This is a genomic window from Amycolatopsis sp. NPDC033938, from assembly GCF_055575975.1.
Genome location: NZ_JBVIRO010000002.1, coordinates 665,206 through 684,928, shown reverse-complemented (window position 1 = coordinate 684,928; position 19,723 = coordinate 665,206). Strand labels below are relative to the sequence as shown.

The 19,723-nt window shown below is 70.5% G+C and carries 13 protein-coding genes; 6 read left to right on the top strand and 7 right to left on the bottom strand.

The window, feature by feature from the left end:
* Nucleotides 1–6: 6 nt before the first annotated feature.
* Genes cobC through ACZ5ZX_RS09840 form a run of 4 tightly spaced genes read right to left on the bottom strand, consistent with a single transcriptional unit; the run spans nt 7 to nt 4,994 of the window.
* Entirely contained in the window at nt 7–1,095 is a 1,089-nt protein-coding gene (cobC, locus tag ACZ5ZX_RS09855; RefSeq protein ID WP_465501591.1) for an Rv2231c family pyridoxal phosphate-dependent protein CobC, read from the bottom strand.
* Nucleotides 1,088–2,422 (bottom strand): cobyrinate a,c-diamide synthase, encoded by a 1,335-nt coding sequence (locus ACZ5ZX_RS09850; protein ID WP_465501590.1) that lies wholly within the window; start codon nt 2,420–2,422, stop codon nt 1,088–1,090. Before ACZ5ZX_RS09850 ends, cobC begins: the two co-directional genes overlap by 8 nt.
* On the bottom strand, nt 2,416–3,030 hold the full coding sequence (gene cobO / locus ACZ5ZX_RS09845) for a cob(I)yrinic acid a,c-diamide adenosyltransferase (RefSeq protein WP_465501589.1): 615 nt from the start codon (nt 3,028–3,030) through the stop codon (nt 2,416–2,418). The genes ACZ5ZX_RS09850 and cobO overlap by 7 nt, the downstream gene beginning before the upstream one ends.
* Complete coding sequence (locus ACZ5ZX_RS09840; RefSeq protein ID WP_465501642.1) at nt 3,030–4,994, bottom strand: putative cobaltochelatase; 1,965 nt, start codon at nt 4,992–4,994, stop codon at nt 3,030–3,032. The genes cobO and ACZ5ZX_RS09840 overlap by 1 nt, the downstream gene beginning before the upstream one ends.
* A gap of 59 nt (nt 4,995–5,053) precedes the next feature.
* On the opposite strand from ACZ5ZX_RS09840, the gene cbiE reads away from it, so the two are divergent.
* From cbiE to ACZ5ZX_RS09815, 5 genes are read left to right on the top strand one after another with little or no spacing between them, the layout of a single operon-like run.
* Nucleotides 5,054–6,202: a precorrin-6y C5,15-methyltransferase (decarboxylating) subunit CbiE gene (gene cbiE / locus ACZ5ZX_RS09835; protein WP_465501588.1), complete on the top strand. Its 1,149-nt coding sequence runs from the start codon at nt 5,054–5,056 to the stop codon at nt 6,200–6,202.
* Nucleotides 6,199–6,960 carry a precorrin-4 C(11)-methyltransferase gene (gene cobM / locus ACZ5ZX_RS09830; RefSeq protein WP_465501587.1) on the top strand — a complete coding sequence of 254 codons (762 nt, stop codon included), beginning with the start codon at nt 6,199–6,201 and terminating at the stop codon, nt 6,958–6,960. The genes cbiE and cobM overlap by 4 nt, the downstream gene beginning before the upstream one ends.
* The gene (locus ACZ5ZX_RS09825) at nt 6,957–7,952 is read left to right on the top strand and encodes a Gfo/Idh/MocA family protein (RefSeq protein WP_465501586.1); all 996 of its coding nucleotides are present in this window, start codon (nt 6,957–6,959) and stop codon (nt 7,950–7,952) included. The genes cobM and ACZ5ZX_RS09825 overlap by 4 nt, the downstream gene beginning before the upstream one ends.
* Entirely contained in the window at nt 7,949–8,695 is a 747-nt protein-coding gene (locus ACZ5ZX_RS09820) for a cobalt-precorrin-6A reductase (protein ID WP_465501641.1), read from the top strand. The genes ACZ5ZX_RS09825 and ACZ5ZX_RS09820 overlap by 4 nt, the downstream gene beginning before the upstream one ends.
* Nucleotides 8,696–8,728: 33 nt before the next feature.
* Nucleotides 8,729–11,848 carry an arabinosyltransferase domain-containing protein gene (locus ACZ5ZX_RS09815; protein ID WP_465501585.1) on the top strand — a complete coding sequence of 1,040 codons (3,120 nt, stop codon included), beginning with the start codon at nt 8,729–8,731 and terminating at the stop codon, nt 11,846–11,848.
* A 98-nt stretch (nt 11,849–11,946) separates the two neighbouring features.
* Here ACZ5ZX_RS09815 and ACZ5ZX_RS09810 read toward each other — a convergent pair whose 3' ends face one another.
* Genes ACZ5ZX_RS09810 through ACZ5ZX_RS09800 form a run of 3 tightly spaced genes read right to left on the bottom strand, consistent with a single transcriptional unit; the run spans nt 11,947 to nt 17,380 of the window.
* Nucleotides 11,947–12,312 (bottom strand): hypothetical protein, encoded by a 366-nt coding sequence (locus tag ACZ5ZX_RS09810; RefSeq protein ID WP_465501584.1) that lies wholly within the window; start codon nt 12,310–12,312, stop codon nt 11,947–11,949.
* Nucleotides 12,312–16,292: a TNT domain-containing protein gene (locus tag ACZ5ZX_RS09805; protein WP_465501583.1), complete on the bottom strand. Its 3,981-nt coding sequence runs from the start codon at nt 16,290–16,292 to the stop codon at nt 12,312–12,314. The genes ACZ5ZX_RS09810 and ACZ5ZX_RS09805 overlap by 1 nt, the downstream gene beginning before the upstream one ends.
* A gap of 29 nt (nt 16,293–16,321) precedes the next feature.
* The gene (locus ACZ5ZX_RS09800) at nt 16,322–17,380 is read right to left on the bottom strand and encodes a hypothetical protein (protein WP_465501582.1); all 1,059 of its coding nucleotides are present in this window, start codon (nt 17,378–17,380) and stop codon (nt 16,322–16,324) included.
* Between the two features lie 229 nt (nt 17,381–17,609).
* Here ACZ5ZX_RS09800 and ACZ5ZX_RS09795 point away from each other — a divergent pair, with 229 nt between their 5' ends.
* Nucleotides 17,610–19,661, top strand: coding sequence for an RICIN domain-containing protein (locus ACZ5ZX_RS09795; protein WP_465501581.1), 2,052 nt, complete (start codon nt 17,610–17,612; stop codon nt 19,659–19,661).
* The last annotated feature ends 62 nt before the right edge of the window (nt 19,662–19,723 follow it).

Here is a 19,723-nt window from a genome sequence, read left to right as displayed (position 1 = left end):
AAGTCACTATGGCGGGTCGGTGACGGTGGTCGTGGGGGGGGGGTAGGGGGTGGTAACCCAATACCCCACCCCCCCCAACCCCCCCCCCACCACCACCTCAGCCCACGCCGTCAGGAACGCGTCCACAGTCTCCCGGTCCCGCACCGCGATCCGCAGGTACCGCGCGTCCAGCCCCGGAAAGGTATCCCCGCGCCGGACCGCGAAACCGGCCTCCCGCAACCGGTCCCGCACGCCGTCCGCGCCGGGCAGCCGCACGAGCACGAACGGCCCCCGCGGCTCCCCCAGCACCTCGACGCCCAGTGCGGTCAGGCCGGAAACGAGGTACTCCCGATCCGATTCCGCCGCCACCGCGAGCTTTTCCGCCTCTTCCAGCGCCGACGGGCGGCAACAAGCCACCACGGCGACGGCGGCGAGCGACGAGACCGACCACGGCGGCTGAACCGCGCGCAGAGTGTCCACAATGGACTCGTCCGCGAGTACGTACCCGGCGCGGAGACCGGCGATGCCCCACGTCTTGGTCAGGCTCCGGAGAACGGCGAAACCCGGTTGCCCCGCGACACTTTCGGTTTCGCCGGGGACGGCGTCGAGGAAGGCCTCGTCGACGACGACCAAGCGGCCAGGGCGGCCCAGCGCCAGCAGGTCCGCGGCCGGATGCAGGACCGAAGTCGGATTCGTGGGGTTGCCGACGAACACCAGATCCGCTTCTTCGGGAACCGGACGCAGCCGGAAACCGTCGTCCGGCGACAGCAGGACCCGGTGCACGGTATGACCGGCCGCGCGCAAAGCGGCTTCGGGTTCGGTGAACTGCGGGTGCACGACCACGGCATGCGAAGGCCGCAACGCCGTGGCCAGCAACGTGAAAGCCTCGGCCGCGCCAGAGGTCACCAAGACCCGCGACTCCGGCAAGGAGTGCCGGGCGGCCACCGCCGCGGTCGCCGCGGTGACGTCCGGATACGCGGCCAGATCGTCCAGTGCCGCCGCCAGTTCCGCACGCAGCCAAGCGGGCGGAGCCGGAAGCCGGACATTGACCGCCAGATCGACGAGTCCCTCGCCGACCTCGCGGTCGCCGTGGTGCCAGAGATCGTAGTCAGCCATGGGCGTGCACCGCGGCGGCGAACCGCTCGGCGAGTTCGGGATAGCCTGCCCAGTGGACATGCAGGTACGACGCGTGCAGTGACGCCGAAGCGAATCCGTCCGGCGTGCGGTCCCAGCCCCAGGCGGGTGTCGGTCCGCTGCCGGGTTCGATCACCGTGCGGTGGAATTCGTGCCCGGTGACGCGCTGGCCCGCGACGGCGAGCACGCTGTCCGCGGGTGAGAACGCCTTGCGGTAGCCGAGTTTCCCGCGTTTGGTCATGGTGGCCGACGCGTCGAGGACACCGGTCATCGGCAGCCCGTCGATGTCCTGGCACAGATACAACAGTCCCGCGCATTCGGCCACGACAGGCATCCCGTCGCCGATCGCTCGTGCGACCGCCGTCCTCAGCGGGACGTTCGCCGACAGCTCTTCGGCGTGGACCTCGGGAAAGCCGCCGCCGAAGTACAGCCCGGCGCAGCCTTCGGGAAGTTCCTTGTCCTGCAAGGGATCCACATCGACGACGTCGACACCGGCAGCGGCGAGCAGTTCCACCGCCTCGGTGTAGCGGAAGGTGAACGCCGGACCCGCCGCGGCGGCGACCACCGTACGCGGACCGTCGTGAGAAAGCGGGGGCCGCCAAGGCTCACCCGAAAGCCGCGAAGCCGATCGCGCGACCTGGACGACAGCGCCGAGATCGACGCCTTCGCTGATCCACCCGGCCAGTTCCGGCAGCAGCCGCTCCGACTCACTGGCCCGCTCCGCCGCGGGCACGAGGCCGAGATGACGGCTGGGTGCGTGGATCTCTTCGTTGCGGTACAACGTTCCCAGCAGCGGGACCCCGGTCGCCTCCAGTGCGGTGACGATCTCGTCCGCGTGCCGCTGCGAGCCCAGCTTGTTGAGGATCACCCCGGCGAGCCGGACGCGGGTGTCGTACTGCGCGAACCCGAGCACGGTCGCCGCGACACTGCGCGACGCGGCCGAAGCGTCCACGACGAGCACGACCGGCGCGTCCAGCAGTCGCGCGACGTGCGCCGTCGAGGCGTAGCCCTCGGTGCCGAGCGCCCCGTCGAACAGGCCCATCACGCCTTCGATGACCGCGATGTCGGCCCCGGCGGAACCGTGCAGCAGCAACGGGATCAGCTGCTCCTCACCCTGCAGGAACGGGTCGAGGTTCCGCGCGGGCCGCCCGGTCGCGAGGGCGTGATAGCTGGGGTCGATGAAGTCGGGGCCGACCTTGTGCCCGGACACCTTCAGTCCCCGCGCGCGCAACGCCGCCATCAGCCCCGTGGCGATCGTGGTCTTGCCGTGTCCGGATCCGGGCGCGGCGATGACCACGCGATTCACCATTCGATGCCTCGCTGGCCCTTTTGCCCGGCGTCCATCGGATGCTTGACCTTGGTCATCTCGGCGACCAGATCCGCCGCCTCGATCAGTTCGGGCGGCGCGTACCGGCCGGTGATCACCACATGCTGATGACCCGGGCGTTCCGTCAGCGCCGAGACGACGTCGTCCACTTCGAGCCAGCCCCATTTGAGCAGGTAACTGAACTCGTCGAGGACGTAAAAGTCATGGGTTTCGGCGGCGAGACGGCGTTTGATCTCGGCCCAGCCCTCGCGGGCGTTGGCGGCGTGGTCCTCTTCGGTCCCGGATTTGCGCGCCCAGCTCCAGCCTTCACCCATCTTGTGCCATTCGACCGGCCCGCCCTGGCCGGTGTCTTCGTGCAGTTTGCCGAGCGCGCGGAACGCGGCTTCCTCGCCGACGCGCCATTTCGCCGACTTCACGAACTGGAACACGCCGATCGACCAGCCCTGGTTCCACGCGCGCAACGCCATCCCGAACGCGGCCGTCGACTTCCCCTTCATCTCGCCGGTGTGCACGGCGAGCAGCGGACGATTACGGCGCTGACGGGTGGTGAGCCCGTCGGCGGGCACGGTTTCCGGTTTGCCCTGTGGCATTACGCCGCCTTTCCGGAGATACGGCTGCGGACGGCGCCCGCGAGCGTGTCGGCGGCGACCTCGGCGACCGGAACATGTTCCGCACCAAGGTGTTCCGCCAGTTCCGCGGCGAGCCCGAGGCGCATTTTGCCGCTCTCGCAGTCCATCACGATCGAAGTCACGTTGCCGGCGAGCAGCCCGGCCGCCTGCCGTGCCCGCTGGACGGCGTCGGCGCCACTGGTCGCGCGGCCGTCGGTGACGACGACGAGCAGCGGGCGCCGCAGCGGATCGCGGACCGCTTCGATGCGCAGCACCCTCGCCGCTTCAAGGAGTCCTTCCGCCAGCGGGGTCCGGCCGCCGGTCGCGAGACCGTCCAAACGGGACGCCGCCGCGTCGACACTGATCGTCGGCGGCAGCGCGAGTTCGGCACCGGAGGCACGGAAGGTCACCAAGCCCACCTTGTCCCGGCGCTGATAGGCGTCGAGCAGCAACGACAGCACCGCGGTCTTGACCTCGCGCATCCGTTGCCGCGCGCCCATCGAACCGGACGCGTCCACGCAGAACAGCACCAGGTTGCCCTCGCGCCCTTCCCGCCGTGCGAACCGCAGATCCTGGGGCCGCACCACGAGTCCGGCGCCGCTCCGGCCGCGGGAGCGCTGATGCGGCGCGGCCGCGCGCACGGTCGCGAGCAGATGCGGATGCCCGTCCTTCACCCCGGCGGGCTGGACACCGATGGTCCGGCCGTTGTCGGTGATCGCCCTGGACCGCCGTCCGGCGGCGCCCTCGCCGGTGCCCTTCACCTCGAAACGCCTGGCACGAAAGGCTTCCCCTGCGCCGACCGGCTTCTGCTCGCCGCCGCTCTTTCCACCACCTGAGGGCTCTTGCCCGCCTTCCGACGGCGGCGGCCCCGAAGCCTCGCCACCCTCCGGTGGGGTACCGGAACCGGGGCCGTCATCGTCGGGGCCGGGTCCTTCCGGTTCGGCGTCCTGCAGTGCCTGCTCCAGCTGTTCCTCGGAGATTCCGGGCGCGTCGAAAGGATTGCGGCGACGGCGGTGCGGCAACGCGAGCCGGGCCGCGACCCGGACGTCGTCGGTGGTCACCTCGGTGCGCCCGGCCCAGGCGGCGTGCGCGACGGCGGTCCGCGCGGTCACGATGTCCGCGCGCATCCCGTCGACCTCGAAGGACGCGCAGACCTCGGCGATCTGCCGCAGCGCGTCGTCGGGCAGCTTGACCGACGGCAGAAGCCGTTGCGCAGCCTCGATGTCCGCGGCCAGTTCGGCGTCGGCAGCGGCGTACTGACCGGCGAAACCGTCGGGATCCGCTTCGTAGGCGAGCCGCCGCCGGACGACCTCGACGCGCAGTTCGGGATCCCGGCTGGACGCCACCTCGACGGTGAGGCCGAAGCGGTCCAGCAGCTGCGGCCGCAGTTCGCCTTCCTCGGGGTTCATGGTGCCGATCAGGACGAACCGCGCGGCGTGCGACACCGAGACACCCTCGCGCTCGACGGTCGCGCGCCCCATGGCTGCGGCGTCGAGCAGGGTGTCGACCAGGTGGTCGTGCAGGAGGTTGACCTCGTCGACGTACAGCAGCCCGCGATGCGCGGCCGCGAGCAGGCCGGGCTGGAAGTCGGTGACGCCGTCGGCCAGCGCGCGTTCCAGGTTCAGCGAGCCGATCACGCGGTCTTCGGCCGCGCCGACCGGCAGTTCCACCAGGCGCGCGGGACGGCGGTGCGCGGGCGAGCCCTCGGCGTGCGGACCGTCCGGGCAGGCCGGGTCGGGTTCGACGGGGTCGCAGGAGAACCGGCACGCGTCCACGACGTCGACGCCGGGCAGCAGACCGGCCAGCGCGCGCACCATCGTCGACTTCGCCGTGCCCTTCTCCCCGCGCACCAGCACCCCGCCGACGGCGGGCGAGATGGCGGAAAGCACCAGCGCCAGGCGCAGATCCGGCATCCCCACAACGGCGGTGAACGGGTACGGCTTCACAGCACTCCTCATCGTCGGCGACCTCGGCCGATCATCGCATAGGAAAACCTTCATCTACGGTGACGACCGTGCGCGAAAAATCACCCCTGACGGTCGTCGGGATCGGAGCCGACGGCTGGCCCGGTCTGTCCTCGCAGGCCAGGGAAGCGGTGATGAACGCGGACGTGGTCGTAGGAGCTCCGCGTCAGCTCGCGTACCTGCCCGCCGGGGTGAAAAGCGAACCATGGCCCAGCCCGCTCCTTCCCGGCCTGGACGACTTCCTCGCCGAACGCGAAGGCCGCGTCTGCGTGCTGGCCAGCGGCGATCCCCTGTTGTCCGGCATCGGCACGACGCTCGTCCAGCGCGGCTACGACGTCGAGATCCTCCCCGCCCTCTCCTCGGTGACGCTCGCCCGCGCGAAGCTCGGCTGGTCGGCGGAGGAGACCGAAGTGGTCACCGTCGTCGGCCGCGCGATCGGCCGGGTGAGCCGGGCCTTGGCTCCCGGCCGGAAGATCCTCGTCCTCGGCGCGAACGCCGAAGACCTGCTCGACCTGCTCAAAGTCCGTGGCTACGGCAAGAGCCGCGTCACCGCGCTGTCCGATCTCGGCGGCCCCGACGAGCGGATCGGCCCGGGCTCGCTGACGGTGTTCGCCATCGAGGCCGACGGACCCGCGCTGCCGCTGACCGGCCTCCCGGACGACGTGTTCGAGCACGACGGTCAGCTCACGAAACGCGACCTCCGCGCGTCCGCGCTGGCCAGGCTGGCGCCGTCGCCCGGCGAACTGCTGTGGGACGTCGGCGCGGGCGCGGGCAGCGTCGGGATCGAGTGGTCGCGGGCGCATCCGCTGAACCGCGCGATCGCGATCGAGCGGTCGCCGGAGCGGGGCGCGCGGATCACCCGGAACGCGGACGCGCTCGGGGTCCCGGAACTCGACGTGGTGATCGGCGCGGCGCCCGAAGCACTCGAAGGACTGGCCAAGCCGCACGCGATCTTCGTCGGTGGCGGGCTGACCGTGCCCGGTGTCCTCGACGCGTGCCTGGCGACCGGCGCACGGATCGTGGCGCACGGCGTGACCCTCGAATCCGAACAGGCATTGGCCCGCGCGTACACCGAACACGGTGGTGAGCTGATCCGGATCGGCGTCGAACAGGCGGCGCCGCTGGGCGGATTCACCGGCTGGACCCCGGCGCGTGCCGTGACACAGTGGACCTATCGGAGCAAACCTTGACAGTGCACTTCATCGGCGCGGGCCCCGGCGCCGCCGACCTCATCACCGTACGAGGCCGTGACCTGCTCGGCCGCTGCGGAACCTGTCTGTACCCCGGCAGCATGACGCCGACGGATCTGCTCGCCTATTGCCCGGACGACGCGGTGCTCGTCGACACCGCGAACCTCGCTCTGCCCGCGATCGTCGAGCGGATGGTCGAAGCGCATGAGAAGGGCCACGAGATCGCGCGGCTGTGCTCGGGTGATCCGTCGATCTACAGCGCGGTCGCCGAGCAGATGCGCCGTCTCGACGCCGCGGGCGTTCCCTACGACGTCACGCCCGGGGTGCCCGCGTTCGCCGCCGCGGCCGCGCTGCTCAACCGCGAACTGACCGTGCCCGAGGTCGGCCAGAGCCTGGTCATCACCCGGGCACAGGCCCGGTCCACCGCCATGCCACCGGGTGAAACGCTGGCGAACTTCGCGCGCACCGGCACCACCCTCGCGCTGCATCTGGCGGTCAATCGCATCGAGCAAGTAGTCGACGAATTGCGGCCTTTCTACGACGAGGACTGCCCCGCGGCCGTGGTCGCGTTGGCGAGTCAGCCCGGCGAACAGGTGCTGCGCGGAACGCTCGGCACCATCGCCGCGCAGTCCCGCGAAGCCGGCATCACCAGGGCGGCGATGATCTTCGTCGGAAGAGTCCTTGCCGCCGAAGGGTTTCCCGACAGTTTCCTGTACTCGGCCACTCGTGATCGAGCCAACCAACCGGAGTCGTTATGAAGGAACTGCGCTGGGGCCTGCTGGCCGCCGGGACCATCGCCGCCGAGTTCGCGGCGGGCGTCGACGAAAGCAAGCACGGCGTGCTGGAGGCCGTCGCCGCGCGGTCCGGTGCCCGGGCGGCCGAGTTCGCGAGCCGCTTCGAGATCCCGAAGTGCTACGGCTCCTACGAGGACCTGCTCGCCGATCCGGACGTCGACGCCGTCTACATCTCGACGCCGCATCCGCTGCACGGCGAATGGGCGATCCGCGCGGCCGAGGCGGGCAAGCACATCCTGTGCGAGAAACCGCTGACGGTCTCGGTCAGCGAAGCCGAGAAGGTCATCGAAGCGGCGCGTGCCAACGACGTCTTCCTCATGGAGGCGTTCATGTACCGGCTGCACCCGCAGATCCGGCGGCTGGCCGAGCTGATCTCCAGCGGCGCCATCGGCGAGGTCCGCGCCGTCGACGTCGCCTTCAGCTACAACTTCGCCACTCCCCGGCTCACCGATCCGGCGCTCGGCGGCGGCGGGATCTTCGACGTCGGCTGCTACTGCACCTCGCTCGCGCGGCTGGTCTCGCAGGCCGCGACCGGGCAGGACGTCGTCGAGCCCGAAGAGGTACTCGGGATGGCCAAGCTCGACGAGAACGGCGTCGACGAGGTCGCGTTCGGACTGCTGCGGCTGCCCGGCGGCGTCCTCGCGCAGCTGGCCTGCGGTTTCCAGCTGACCCAGGACGACCACATCCGCGTCTACGGCTCGCAAGGGCAGCTGTACGTGCCGAAACCGGCGTGGATCCACGAAATGCGCCAGCCGAGGTCGTCGCAGATCATCCTCACGCCGGAAGGCGGTGAGCCCGAGGCGATCGAGGTGGAAGCGACTCAAGGCCTCTTTGCTCGCGAAGCCGACCACGTCGCCGCGCATCTCGCCGACCGGCAGGCGCCCGAACTCACCTGGGCGGAAACGCTCGCCAACCTGCGCACGCTGGAACGGTGGCGCGCGGCCGTGGCTCGATGACGCTGCTCATCCTGGGCGGCACCGGTGAAGCCCGCGAGCTGGCGACGGAGCTGGTGGCGCGCGGCGAGCACGTCGTGTCGTCACTCGCGGGCCGGGTCGCGCGCCCGAAACTGCCTGACGGCGAAGTCCGCGTCGGTGGCTTCGGTGGCCCGGAGGGTCTCGCACGCTGGCTGACCGAGAACGACGTCGCCGCGATGATCGACGCGACGCATCCCTTCGCGGAACGCATCGGCGCCAACGCGGCGAAGGCCGCGCAGGCGACGAAAACGCCACTGCTCAGGCTGGCCCGGCCTGGCTGGACCGAGCGACCAGGCGACACCTGGCACTGGGCGGACGACCTCGGCCACGCCGCGCGGCTGCTCCCGGAACTGGGCGAACGCGTGTTCCTCACCAGCGGACGGCAGGGGCTCGCCGCCTTCGCCGGGCTGGACGACCTCTGGTTCCTGATCCGCTGCGTCGATCCGCCCGAGGCGCCGCTTCCCCGGCGGCACGAAGTCCTGCTGGACCGAGGCCCGTACACGGTCGAGAAGGAGCGCGAACTGATGGAGCGGCACGGCGTCCAGGTGCTCGTCACGAAGGACAGCGGCGGCGCGATGACCGCGGCGAAACTGACCGCCGCCCGCGAACTCGGCCTCCCCGTTGTCGTCGTCCGACGGCCTCCGCGACCCGAAACGGCCAGCGTGACGACGGTTCAGGACGCCTTAACCTGGCTCGGGGCCCCGGACAAGGGCAGCCCTGCGTAAGCCGTTCGGAGCAGACCCGTTAGCGTTGCGCCGATGCGTCTGATCGCTGTCACGCTGGGGTTGCTGTCCGCCTTGTGCGCGTTGGCTTTCCCCTTCCTGCCGGTGGTGCAGGACACAGCGGAGGTCGTCTGGCCAACGGGCGGCGACACCCGCTCCGTCAACGCGCCCTTGACCGGGTACTGGGCACAGGACCTGCGCGTCGATCTGCCGTGCACGACCATCCGTTCGCTGGACGCGCGCTCGCAGGGCCAGGCACTGCTGTTCTCCACCGTGCCCGACGGCCGCACCGACCCGCGCGCGGGCAAGGGCGTCGGCCTGCAGCTGCGCATCGACAACGGCGTGCTGCTCGCCTCCAGCCAGGGTCAGCAGATCGTGCAGCAGCCGCTGCCTCCTCAGTCGGCGTCCCCGCACAACTGCGACGTCAAGCTCCGTACCGACGCGAACCAGATGACGGTGACCGTCGCCGAGACCGTGGTGTTCCACGCCGAGGGCGACGTCCGGCCGCGGCTGGTCGGGATCTACTCGTCGCTCAACGCGGGCAAGGACCCGATCGACGGCCTGCACGTCTCGGTGGTCCCGGACACCCGCTACCAGACCTCACCCACGGTGCTGAAGTGGATCATCGGGGTGATCGCGGCGCTGTCGTTCATCGGCTGCCTGATCGCGGTGTGGCGGATGGACTCCGGCTTCGCGCGCCGTGCGCCCCGGTGGGCGCCGGTCGGCTGGTGGCGGCTGACCGCCCGCGACGCGACGGTGATCGTCGCGCTCGGCGCCTGGGTCTTCATCGGCCCGGTCACCTCGGACGACGGCTACATCCTCACGATGTCGAGAGTCGCCGAAGAGACCGGCTACCTGACCAACTACCACCGCTGGTTCGGTGTCGCCGAGGCGCCGTTCGGCTGGTTCTACCACGTGTATCAGCTGATGGCGCACGTCAGCACGGTGCCGCCGTGGATCCGGCTCCCGTCGTTCCTGCTCGGCGTGCTGAGCTGGCTGCTGATCAGCCGCGAGGTCATGCCCCGCCTCGGCACCCAGGTCCGGACGAGCCGCGCGGCGGGCTGGGCCGCCGCCGCGGTGTTCCTGGTCTGGTGGATGCCGTTCAACAACGGCGTCCGGCCGGAACCGGTCGCCGCGCTGGGCTCGCTGCTGGCGATCTGCGCCGTCGAACGCGCGCTGGTGACCCGCCGCCTGCTGCCGCTGGCCCTCGGCCTCACCGCCGCCGGGTTCACCCTGGCCGCGACACCGACCGGGCTGATCGCCGTCGCGCCGTTCCTGGTCGCGGCCCGCCCGCTGTTCAAACTGGTCCGCCAGCGCGCCGAGAACGGCTGGCTGCCGGTGCTCGCGCCGGTGCTGGCCGCCGGGCTGCTGGTGCTGGTCGTGGTGTTCGCCGACCAGACCTTCGCCACCGTCCAGGAGGCGACCCGGATCCGCACCCAGGTCGGCCCGAACCTGTCGTGGTTCCAGGAACTCGCGCGCTACCAGTTGCTCTTCGAAAGCCTGCCGGACGGTTCGGCACCGCGCCGGTTCCCCGTCCTGCTCGTGCTGCTGTGCACCGGGACCTGTCTGGTGGTGCTGCTGCGCCGCGGCCGGATCCCCGGCGCCGCGCTCGGTCCCAGCCGCCGCCTGATCGGCACGGTCGCGCTGTTCTTCCTGCTGCTGGCGCTGACCCCGACCAAGTGGACGCATCACTTCGGCGCGTTCGCCGCGGTCGGCGCGGCCATGGCGGCGCTGACCGCGCTGGCCACCAGTTCGACGGTGCTGCGGTCGAGGCGCAACCGGGCGGCGTTCCTCGCCGGGCTGCTCGTGGTCGGCGCGCTGGCCGCGACCGGACCCAACTCGTACTGGTTCGTCTCGAAACTCGGCGTGCAATGGACCGCGGTGGCGCCCTCGATCGGCGGGATCCCGCTGTCGACGATCCTGCTCATCGCGGCCGGGATCTCCGGGGTGTACGCGTTCGTGGAGAACGTCCGCGCGCACCGGCCGGGTCTGCCCGTCGGGCCGCAGGAAGGCCGGGGACGGTCGCTGCGGCTCGGTTCACTCTCACTGGTGGTCGTCTGCGGTCTGATGGCCACGGGCGAGTTCGTCAGCATGGCGTGGGCGATCCACAACCAGGCCGGTTCCTACAGCCTCGGCGCCGCGAACTTCGGGCATCTGTCCGGCAAGAGCTGCAACCTCTCCGACCACGTGATGGTGGAACGGGACGCCGCCACGAGCATCCTGCGGGCCCAGCCCGAACAGCGGACCGTGCCGGTGAAGAAGGAGGAGCCGCCCGCCGGGCAGACCCCGCCGCCGCTGCCCGATCCGGAACAGGACAACGGCCGCGTGCAGACCGGGTTCCACACCCGCGCCATCGACGACAAGGACCCGCTGGCCGAACCGCCGCACGGGTTCAAACCCGACGAAGTGCCGATGTGGAGCAGCTTCCTCGACCCCGAAACGCGGGCCGGACGGCTGCGCAGCGACTGGTACGCCCTCGCCGAAAAGCCCGCGGACGGCCAGATCGTGGTCGCCACCGCCGGTGCGTCACGACGGCCGACGTCGGTCAGCCTCGACTACGGCGTGAACACCGGTGAAGGCGTGAAGGTGCTCCGGAGCCAGTTCGTGCTCCCGCCGGGCGCGGGGACGAACGGCTGGAACGACACCCGCATCAACCTGCGCGACCTCCCCGCCGAGACGACGTCGGTGCGGATCAACATCGTGGACAACGACCTCACCGAGGACGGCTGGATCGCCGCGTCCGCGCCCCGGGTCCCGACGTTCACCACGCTGACCGAGAAGATCGCGGGCAAGCAGGTGTACGTCGACTGGCCCGCGTCGTTCGTCTACCCGTGCGTGCAGCCGGTGACCTCGCACGACGGCATCTCGAAGATGCCCGACTACCGGATCACCGCCGGCGCCGTCGCCGACGAGGCGAACTGGGCGTCCAGCACCAACGGCGGCCCGATCGGCTGGCTCGAAGAGGTCGCGGACGAACCCGAGGTGCCCAGCTACCTGATCGGCCAGCCGAGCCAGTCATGGGGCCAGCTGCTGCAGGTCGAACCGTTCACCGAGGGGATCGCGCCGACGATCATCCACGGCGAGAAGGTCGTCCCGGGCTGGTGGTCGCCGGGTCCCGGACCGCGGCAGCCGAACGGCAAGGACCCGACGCGCTAGCAGGCCAAGCCGAATACGCGTGTCCGTGAAGGCCTCCTTCCCTACTCTCAAGGTAGGGAAGGAGGCCTTCACGGACATTCAACCCCGGTACCGACGCCTTACCGGCCGTGCTCCCGGTTGTAGCGGGCCAGCCGCTCTTCCATCTCACGCCGCTCTTCGGCCTGCCTGCGCTCGTTGTGGATCCGCGAGGCCTCGGCCTCCTCGGGCGTCTGCCGGTACGGCTCGGGCGCCTTCCAGGTGAGGAGGTCGTACATGAACCGGCACGCCTCGTCCTCGGTGTCGAAGGACCCGCGCGTCCACGACTCGGCCCGTTCGGCCTGTTTGACGTGCCAGCGGCCGCCCTCGACTTCGAGATAGGTGCCACCGTCCGGGGAGCTCTCCCGTGGCGGCATCCCGGGGAAGTAGTACGCCGCCCTGTCGACGCCCGCCTGGTCCAGCGCCGCGAGCAGCTGCCGAACGTCCATCAGAAGATCTCCTTCAGGTACCCGAGGTCGATCAGCTCCTGGACGGTCTTCGACGTCTGGAACTGGATCCCGCCGCCAGGCTGGCCGAAGGCGGGGGCGACCTTGCTGGATTCGATCGCGCCCACTTTCGAATCCCACGGCTTGATCCATTCGTAGCGATGGTAGCCGTCACCGAGGTTGGTCGGCGGGATCGCGCGCTCGGCGTAGGGCACTCCGTCGGGCGAAAGGTTCTTCCCGAACTTCGCGTCGCCGAAGCGGTCCCACACGTCGCCCGGCCTCGGCTGGTAGTTCGGGTTGCTCGTCCCGGGCACCTTGCCGTTGTTCGGGGCGGCCTTCGGCCAGTCCCACGCGCCGGTCTTGTCCCAGCCGCCGTCCGGCACCCACAGTTTGGCCATGTCCTCGCGGCTCATCTTCTCGAACGGCTTCCAGCCGTCGAGCAGCTTCGCGGGCACGTTGGCCGGGATGACGTCCGGGCCGAGTTTGCCGCGGGTGGTGAGTTCGTCGACCAGTTTGGCCAGCGCCGCCCGGTCGGACGCGTCCGCCACCATCTTCAGCGCGCTCGCGACGTCGGCGGGCGACTTGTCGACGAGCAGCCTGCCCAGGTCGACGCCACCCTTGTCGGCGATGTACTTGGTGACGTAGGCCGCCCCGACCGAGTCGAGCGTCTTGACGAACTGGGCGATGCTCACCTCGCCGAGCACCTTCGACAGGTTGACCGAGCCGAATTTCCCGACCAGCTCGGCGAATCTGGTGCCGCCGATCTCGAGCATGCCCTTCATGAGCACCGAGCCGATGGTCTTCGCGGCACCGGCGCCGACGGCGGCGATCGCCTTGCCCGCGCCCTTGCCGACCCCTTCGCCGACCTTCAGTCCACCGGCGCCGGGGATGAAGAACGAGCCGATGTCGACGACGGTCATACCCAGCGCCTTGGCCGGGTTCTTCGCCCACTCGTCCCAGTGCAGCAGCTGCTTCGGGTCGGCGATCACCTTGCCGATACCGTCCACAATGGACTTGCAGGCCTCTTCCCTGCCCATGATCGGGCCGGAGCCGGTCTGCGGGCCCATCCCACAGCTGGCGAGGGTCCAGATCCCGAAGCCCATGTTGACGATCTCGCCGGCGACACCCTTGAGGAACTCGCCCTTGGTGTCGCCGGGAAGGTGTTCGTCGAGCCACTTCTGGACGTCGGTGACCCACTTGGTCCGCTCCGCCTCGCGGATCTGCGGGGCCATTCCTTCGAGCGTGGTGGCGAGATCGCGCATCTGCTGCGCGATCGGGCCGATCGTGTTGGCGAGGGTCTCCGCGGCCGTCGCCGCGCCGTCGGCCTGCTTGAGCGCTCCCTCCGCCGCGGACGCCGCCTGGTCGGCGACGGAGGCGTCACTCAGCGCCTGGTTGTAGGCCTGCCGGGCGATCGACGCGTCGTTCGACGCGGCGGCCGCGGCCCCGTGCGCGGACTCGGCGTCCTGCCGTGCCTGCGCGTCGGCGTATCCGGCGCGGCGACTCGCGTCGCGGGCGAAGGCGGCGTCGACGGCCGCTTGCCTGGCCGCCTTGATCGCCGTTTCCGCCGATCGGACCGCGTTCGCCGCCGATCGGGCCGCGTTCGCCGCGGCCTGGAATGCCGGAGCGACTTCGCCGAGCGCTCGTTTCGCGGCTTCGGCGGCTTCGTCTGCCGCCTGGTCGGCCTGGTCGGCGTGGTACTGGGCCTTGGCGGCCTGATCCTGGCCGATCGCCAGGGCGACGGTCGCGACGTCGGCGGCGAGCGCCGCGTCGGAATCCGTCTCCGCCAGCGGTCCGGCCAGGTCGAGCGCCTGCGCGGCAGGCGAGGCGATACCGCTCGCGGCGACCCTGGCGTTGAGCGACGCCCGGCCCGCGACCTTCGCCTGCACCTGGGCGATGACGGACTCGCTCGCGGCCGCCTCCGCCTCCGATCTGGTCAGTTCGGCGTCGGTCTTGGCCTGCGCGGCCTGTTCCATCGCGGCCTGTGCGAGATTGACCGCGGCCTGCGCGTCGGTGTTCGCGGTGACGGCCTCGGCGTTGGCGCGATCGGCTTCGGCGCGGGACCGCATGGCTTCGTCGTGGGTCTTTTTGGCTTCGCGGGACGCTGTCGCGGCTTCGGCCCTCGCCTGCGCGGCGGCGGCACTGGCCCGCGACGCTTCGGCGCCCGCCGCGGCGGCGGCCGCACCGGCGGCGTTGGACTCGTTGCGGGAGCTCTCCGCGGCAGGCCGGGCGAGGTTGACCTCGTCGCGGGCGCGTTTCGCTTCCCTGGCGGCGGTGTCCGCCTCCGGGGTACCCGCCTTGGCGGCCGCGGCGGCGTCCGCCGCGGCGAGGTTGAACTCGGCCGAGTTCAGCGCGTCCCTGGCCCGCTGGGCCCGCCCGGCGGCGTCGGCGGCCTTGTTGCCCGCGTCGATGAACCGGTTCCCGGCGCCGACGGCGTTGTTGTGCGCCTCGATCGCCTTGCCCGCGTGAAGGATGGCGATGTCCTGCTGCCCGATCGCCCGGCGGGTGGCGGCGTTGGCGATCCCGGCCTGGCTGATCGCGTTCGTCATCGCCCGCTGCGCGATCGCGCGCTGCGCCCTGGCCCGGTCCAGCGCGGCACGGGCCTTGGCCGCGTGCGCCCAAGCGTTCTTCTCGGCCTGCTCGGCCTTGATCCGCGCGTCGTGGGCGTTGGCAGCGGCCTGCTGGGCCGCGGTGGCCTGAGCGGCCGCGGCGAGTTCGAGATCATGCGCCTGGCGCGCGTGTTCCTCGGCCGACAGGCGGTACTTCTTGGCGTTGTCGGCGTGCGCCTGCGCGTTCGCGTTGGCGTCGAGTGCCAGACTCGCGGCTTCGGTCGCTTCCGTGGCGTGCCAAGCGGTCTCGGCCGCCTTGACGGCGGCTTGGGCGGCCGCGGAGACGGCCTTGGTCACCTGAACCCAGTCGAGTCCCTGGGTCAGCCCGGTTTCCTTGAGCTGCTGCGCGGCGGCGTCCGAAAGCCCGGCCTGGGTGGTCGCCTCCCTCGCGGCGGCGGTGGCGCCGTCGAACTGACGCTTGGCCTCGGCGGTGAGCCCCGCGAGTTCGGCCGCGCGGCCGCGTTTCCCGGCCGGACGGCCGGGCTTGTCCTCTTCGAAGATCTGGTCGGCGCGTTTGGCCGCCTGGTTGCCGAAACCCATCGCGTTCGACGCGTCGGTCAGCGACTTCACGGCCTGGACGCTGGACTTCAGGATCTGGGTACGGGCGTTCGAGGCGCGAGCGGACCGGTCGGCGAGCTCCTGCAGCTCCTGCAACGCCTTGTTCCGCGCGGTTTGCGCGGCTTCGATCGCGGCACGGGCTTCACCGTCGCGCTTGTTCGCCTCGGTGTAGCCGGTGGTGAAGAACTCCTCGATGACAGCGGGATCACCACTGTCCAAAGCGGCCTGTCCGAGAACCTGGACCTCGGGTCCGCCTCGGGCGACCATGTCGGCGACCCGCGCCTTGATGCGCTCCGCCTTGGCCGCGGCGTCCTCGACGGTGTCGCGGTCCTCCGCGTCGGCGAGGTCCTTGCCGAAGGCGACGAAGTCCGCGATCTTCTTGTCGTCGTTGGTCGCGAGGACGTCGAGAGCACGCTGACGCGCTATCGGTCCCGCCGTCTTCGACCAGTCGGTGACCAGTGCGCGGTTCTCGGCGGCGACCCGCTTCTTGCGGTCCGCGGCCGCCTTCCTGGCCAGCGCGTCACCGGTGTCCAGATACTCGCGGATCTTGGCCGGGTCGCCGGTCGCGAGCGCGGCACGGGCCGCGTCCCGGACTTCGACGTCCTCGGCGTGATCGGCGATGTCCCGGACGAGTTCGCGGTTGAACGCGTCTTCTTCGTCGATCGGCGGAGGCGGGTCCTGTGCCGGTGCCGCGGTGGGCGGCGGCGCCGGTTCGGCCGCCACCGCCTGGCCCGCCAATCCGGCGGGCAGCGCCAGCACGAGCAGCATGACCAGGACGTGCACCAGGGCACGTCTCAGGCCGGTTTTCTTTTCGTACATGAAGAAAGTGCTCCCAGTGAGTGTGAAGATCAGACGGTGGCGACGCGGGCTTCGGCCGCGCGCGCGGACTCGAGCAGCGAGGTCCACTGGCGTGTTTGCGCCTCGGCCCAGTCGCGCTCGCCGGTCCACGAAGTACCCGTCGCGCCGGCGTGTTCGGAGATGTCGTGCCAGTTCTGGGCGGTGGCCGCGGTGCGGGCGAACTCGGCGACCGCGCGCCAGGACGCGGCCTGCCCGGCCGCACGCGCCCGTTCGGCGTCCCAGCCCCGCTGGGCGGACGCGGCGAGGCCGGAAACGTCACGCCACGCGTTCAGCGCTGTCTCACGGGCCTTGTCCACCATGGCGGAGTCGGCGTTCGCCAGCGCGTCCTCCGCCTCCTCGGCTGCCCGGAGCAGGGTGGTCACGCGGTGCTGCCACACGGCTTCCTGATCGCCGACGCGGACACGGTGCGCCTCGGTGTCGCCCCGGGCGGCGGTGTCCCAGCCGAATTTGAAGAAGTCGGCCAGTTCGGCGTCGCCCCGGCCCGCCAGCGTCGCGGCGGCGCGCACCCACGCACCGGGATCGTCGCGCGCCAGCGACGCGACGTAGTCCCGATCGGCCTGCGCCTGCTGCGCGACCTGCGCCTCTTCGTGGTTCTCGGTCCGCTCGTCCTCCGCGATCGCCGCGTCCCAGCCGGTGTTGACGAAATAGTCCTTGTCGCTGAAAACCCCGCGGGAGGCGAAATCCGCGGCACGCCAGACCGCGGGAGAGGATTGGCGGGTCGTCGTCCGCAGCACCCTGGCGATGATCGTGTCGTACCGGCTCGCCTGCTCCAGGTGCCGCGCCTTGGCCTTGGCGAAACCGCCGTCGGGCGCCATGAACGTCAGGATCCCGTTGTCCCCGTTGCGCAACGCGGCCCAAGCCGCGAGCACCACCTCCGGCCGCGGATCGGTCTCCGTCAGCCGGACGACGAAGTCCCGCTTCCACGCGGGCAGCGCGGTGGCCGCGCCCGCCTGCGCCGCCGCGTCGGCCGCGTACGCCGCCGGAACCGCGGTCCCGGCGCCGAGCGCGGCGAGCAGCGCGATCGTCACCAACGATCGCTTGGTCGTCATCGAATCCCCCTAGCCATGCGAAATTTTCGCGGATCGACCGATCCGCCCCAGACCCCAGTAAGAAATGCAGAGAACAGTGCGAGCAGATCCAACCGCACGAACTGATCGGTAAGCAAGCAGGGAACTACTTTAGTCTGGTGAAGCAGCTCACACGGCGATCCCGGTAACGCGACAGTGGATCATCGCGATGAGCGGTTCAGGAATTCGAAAACTGGGGAGTTATCGCGGAATGCGTAATTTGAGAATTCGTGCGACCACCGGCGTCGCCGTACTCGCCGTACTCGTCTCGTCACTCGGCGCGGGGGTCGCCGAGGCCGCTCCGGCGACCGGGACGGCGGCGCCCGCCACTACCGCGGTGGCGGCCGACGCACCGCTCGAGCAGTCCACTGTGGAAGAGAAGATGGAGGCGCTCGACTGGGCCGCCATCCCGCACAACCGCGACCTGCTCGCGCTCAACGACATGAACTTCGTGGTCGCCGTGTGGCGCAAGGCGAAAGAGGGCAGCGAGCTGAAGAGCGCCGCCCTCGCGGCGTTCACCAGCGAAGACTCCTACGCTCCCACCCGGTTCATCAAGACCGGCGTCCGCACCGCCGCGCTGCTCGACATCAAGAAGGAAGCCGAGCGCGAGCAGGCCGAGGCCGCGAAGCGCAAACTGCGTCAGGACGCGGTCGCCCAGGTCCCCGGCTGGAAGCCGGGCGACGAGATCTACGCGATGTCGGGCAAGGATTTCGTTTTCGCGATCTGGCAGAACGCCAAGGACGGTTCCCAGGTGAAGACCGGGGCCGCCACGGTTCTGCGCCCGGAAAACGCGACACCGGAAGCGTTGCAGAAGTTCATCGGAACCGATATCAAAGCCCTCCGGGAAATCGATCGTCAGAAAGAATTGGCGGACGCGGACGAGGCCAAGCGCAAGGAAGAAGAAGCGCGAGCGAACAAAGCCGCCCGCGAGTCCGCCGCACCGGCGGCGATGAACGTCGCGGCCGACGCGAACATGCTCGCCCTTTCCGACCGCGATTTCGTGGATCTCATTTACCGCAAGACCGAGGGCACCGAAGTACGGCTCGCCGCCCGTGCCGCGCTCGACAGCGCCGACCCGAAGGCACTGCACGACTTCATCTTCACCGGGGTGCACGCCGCGCATCAGCGGGACATCGACGCCGCGAACGCCAAGGACCGCGAGGCCAAGCTGCGCCAGGTCCAGGAGGTGCTGGCCAACGCGGAGCGGGACGGCTTCCAGCCGAACCTGGTCGCCGCCGCCAAGGAGGCGCTGAAGAACCCGACGCTGAAGGTGCTCACCGACTTCCTCGCGAAGGGCCAGCACGAGGCCGCCAAGCTCGACCTCGCCAAGCCCAAGGAGGGCATGGTCATCGAGCTGAAGGGGCTGCAGTCGGGCCGGTGCCTGCAGGTGGCCGGACTGTGGGGGCCGGGCGAGGGCGCGAACGCGAACGGCGCCGGTACCGAGCTGTGGGACTGTGTCAGCGGGATCAAGCAGCGCTGGGTCCTGCACGACCGCGGCAACGGCCGCTACCTGCTGGAGAACGTGAACTCGCTCAAATGCCTCACCGTCGCCGGCGGCGGCGTGAACAACGACGACCAGCTGGTGCAGCAGGACTGCAACGGCACCGACACCGCCCAGCTGTGGGAATTCCTCCCGGTCGGCGACTACGGCATGGTCGAACTGCGCAACGTCAAGAGCGGCAAGGCGGCGACCGTCGCGGGCGGCGGCACGGAGAACGCCGCGCTGGTCGTGCAGTACACCAACACCCACGCGAGCAACCAGGCGTGGCGGCTCGTCGACGTGAACCACAACTCGGCCACGCTCGCCATGCAGCCGGGCGAGGTCTACCTCAAGGGCCTCCAGTCCGGCCGCTGCCTCCAGGTGGCGGGCACATGGGACCAGCCGGACCAGGGCGCGCTCGCCCGCGGCGCGCTGACCGAGCTGTGGGATTGCATCGGCGGCGCGCCCAAGGAACGCTGGGTCCTTGCCGACGCCGGTGACCACAAGTACACGCTGAAGAACGTCCAGTCCGGAAAGTGCCTCGATGTGCTGAGCTCCCGCGCGACCAACGGCGCGGACCTCGGCCAGTGGGACTGCCACGGCGGCGCCAACCAGCAGTGGGTGTTCTACGCGGGCCGCAACGGCGCGGTGAAGCTCGTCAACGCCCAGACCGGCGGCGCGGTCACGGTGGAGCACTCGGCCACGCACAACGGTGCCCTCGTCCGCCAGTACGCCGACAGCAACGGCGACGAGCAGCAGTGGACCGTCACGCCGACCGTGTGACGCTTCCGTAGCTCCTATGGCGTGGTGGCCGAGGAAACTTGACCTTCACGGCTTCCCAGTAC

Bases quoted from the DNA above. Each gene is read 5' to 3' on its own strand.
- cobC (WP_465501591.1), bottom strand. From the start codon at position 1,095: ATGGCTGACTACGATCTCTGGCACCACGGCGACCGCGAGGTCGGCGAG.
- ACZ5ZX_RS09850 (WP_465501590.1), bottom strand. From the start codon at position 2,422: ATGGTGAATCGCGTGGTCATCGCCGCGCCCGGATCCGGACACGGCAAG.
- cobO (WP_465501589.1), bottom strand. From the start codon at position 3,030: ATGCCACAGGGCAAACCGGAAACCGTGCCCGCCGACGGGCTCACCACC.
- ACZ5ZX_RS09825 (WP_465501586.1), top strand. From the start codon at position 6,957: ATGAAGGAACTGCGCTGGGGCCTGCTGGCCGCCGGGACCATCGCCGCC.
- ACZ5ZX_RS09820 (WP_465501641.1), top strand. From the start codon at position 7,949: ATGACGCTGCTCATCCTGGGCGGCACCGGTGAAGCCCGCGAGCTGGCG.
- ACZ5ZX_RS09815 (WP_465501585.1), top strand. From the start codon at position 8,729: ATGCGTCTGATCGCTGTCACGCTGGGGTTGCTGTCCGCCTTGTGCGCG.
- ACZ5ZX_RS09810 (WP_465501584.1), bottom strand. From the start codon at position 12,312: ATGGACGTTCGGCAGCTGCTCGCGGCGCTGGACCAGGCGGGCGTCGAC.
- ACZ5ZX_RS09805 (WP_465501583.1), bottom strand. From the start codon at position 16,292: ATGTACGAAAAGAAAACCGGCCTGAGACGTGCCCTGGTGCACGTCCTG.
- ACZ5ZX_RS09800 (WP_465501582.1), bottom strand. From the start codon at position 17,380: ATGACGACCAAGCGATCGTTGGTGACGATCGCGCTGCTCGCCGCGCTC.
- ACZ5ZX_RS09795 (WP_465501581.1), top strand. From the start codon at position 17,610: ATGCGTAATTTGAGAATTCGTGCGACCACCGGCGTCGCCGTACTCGCC.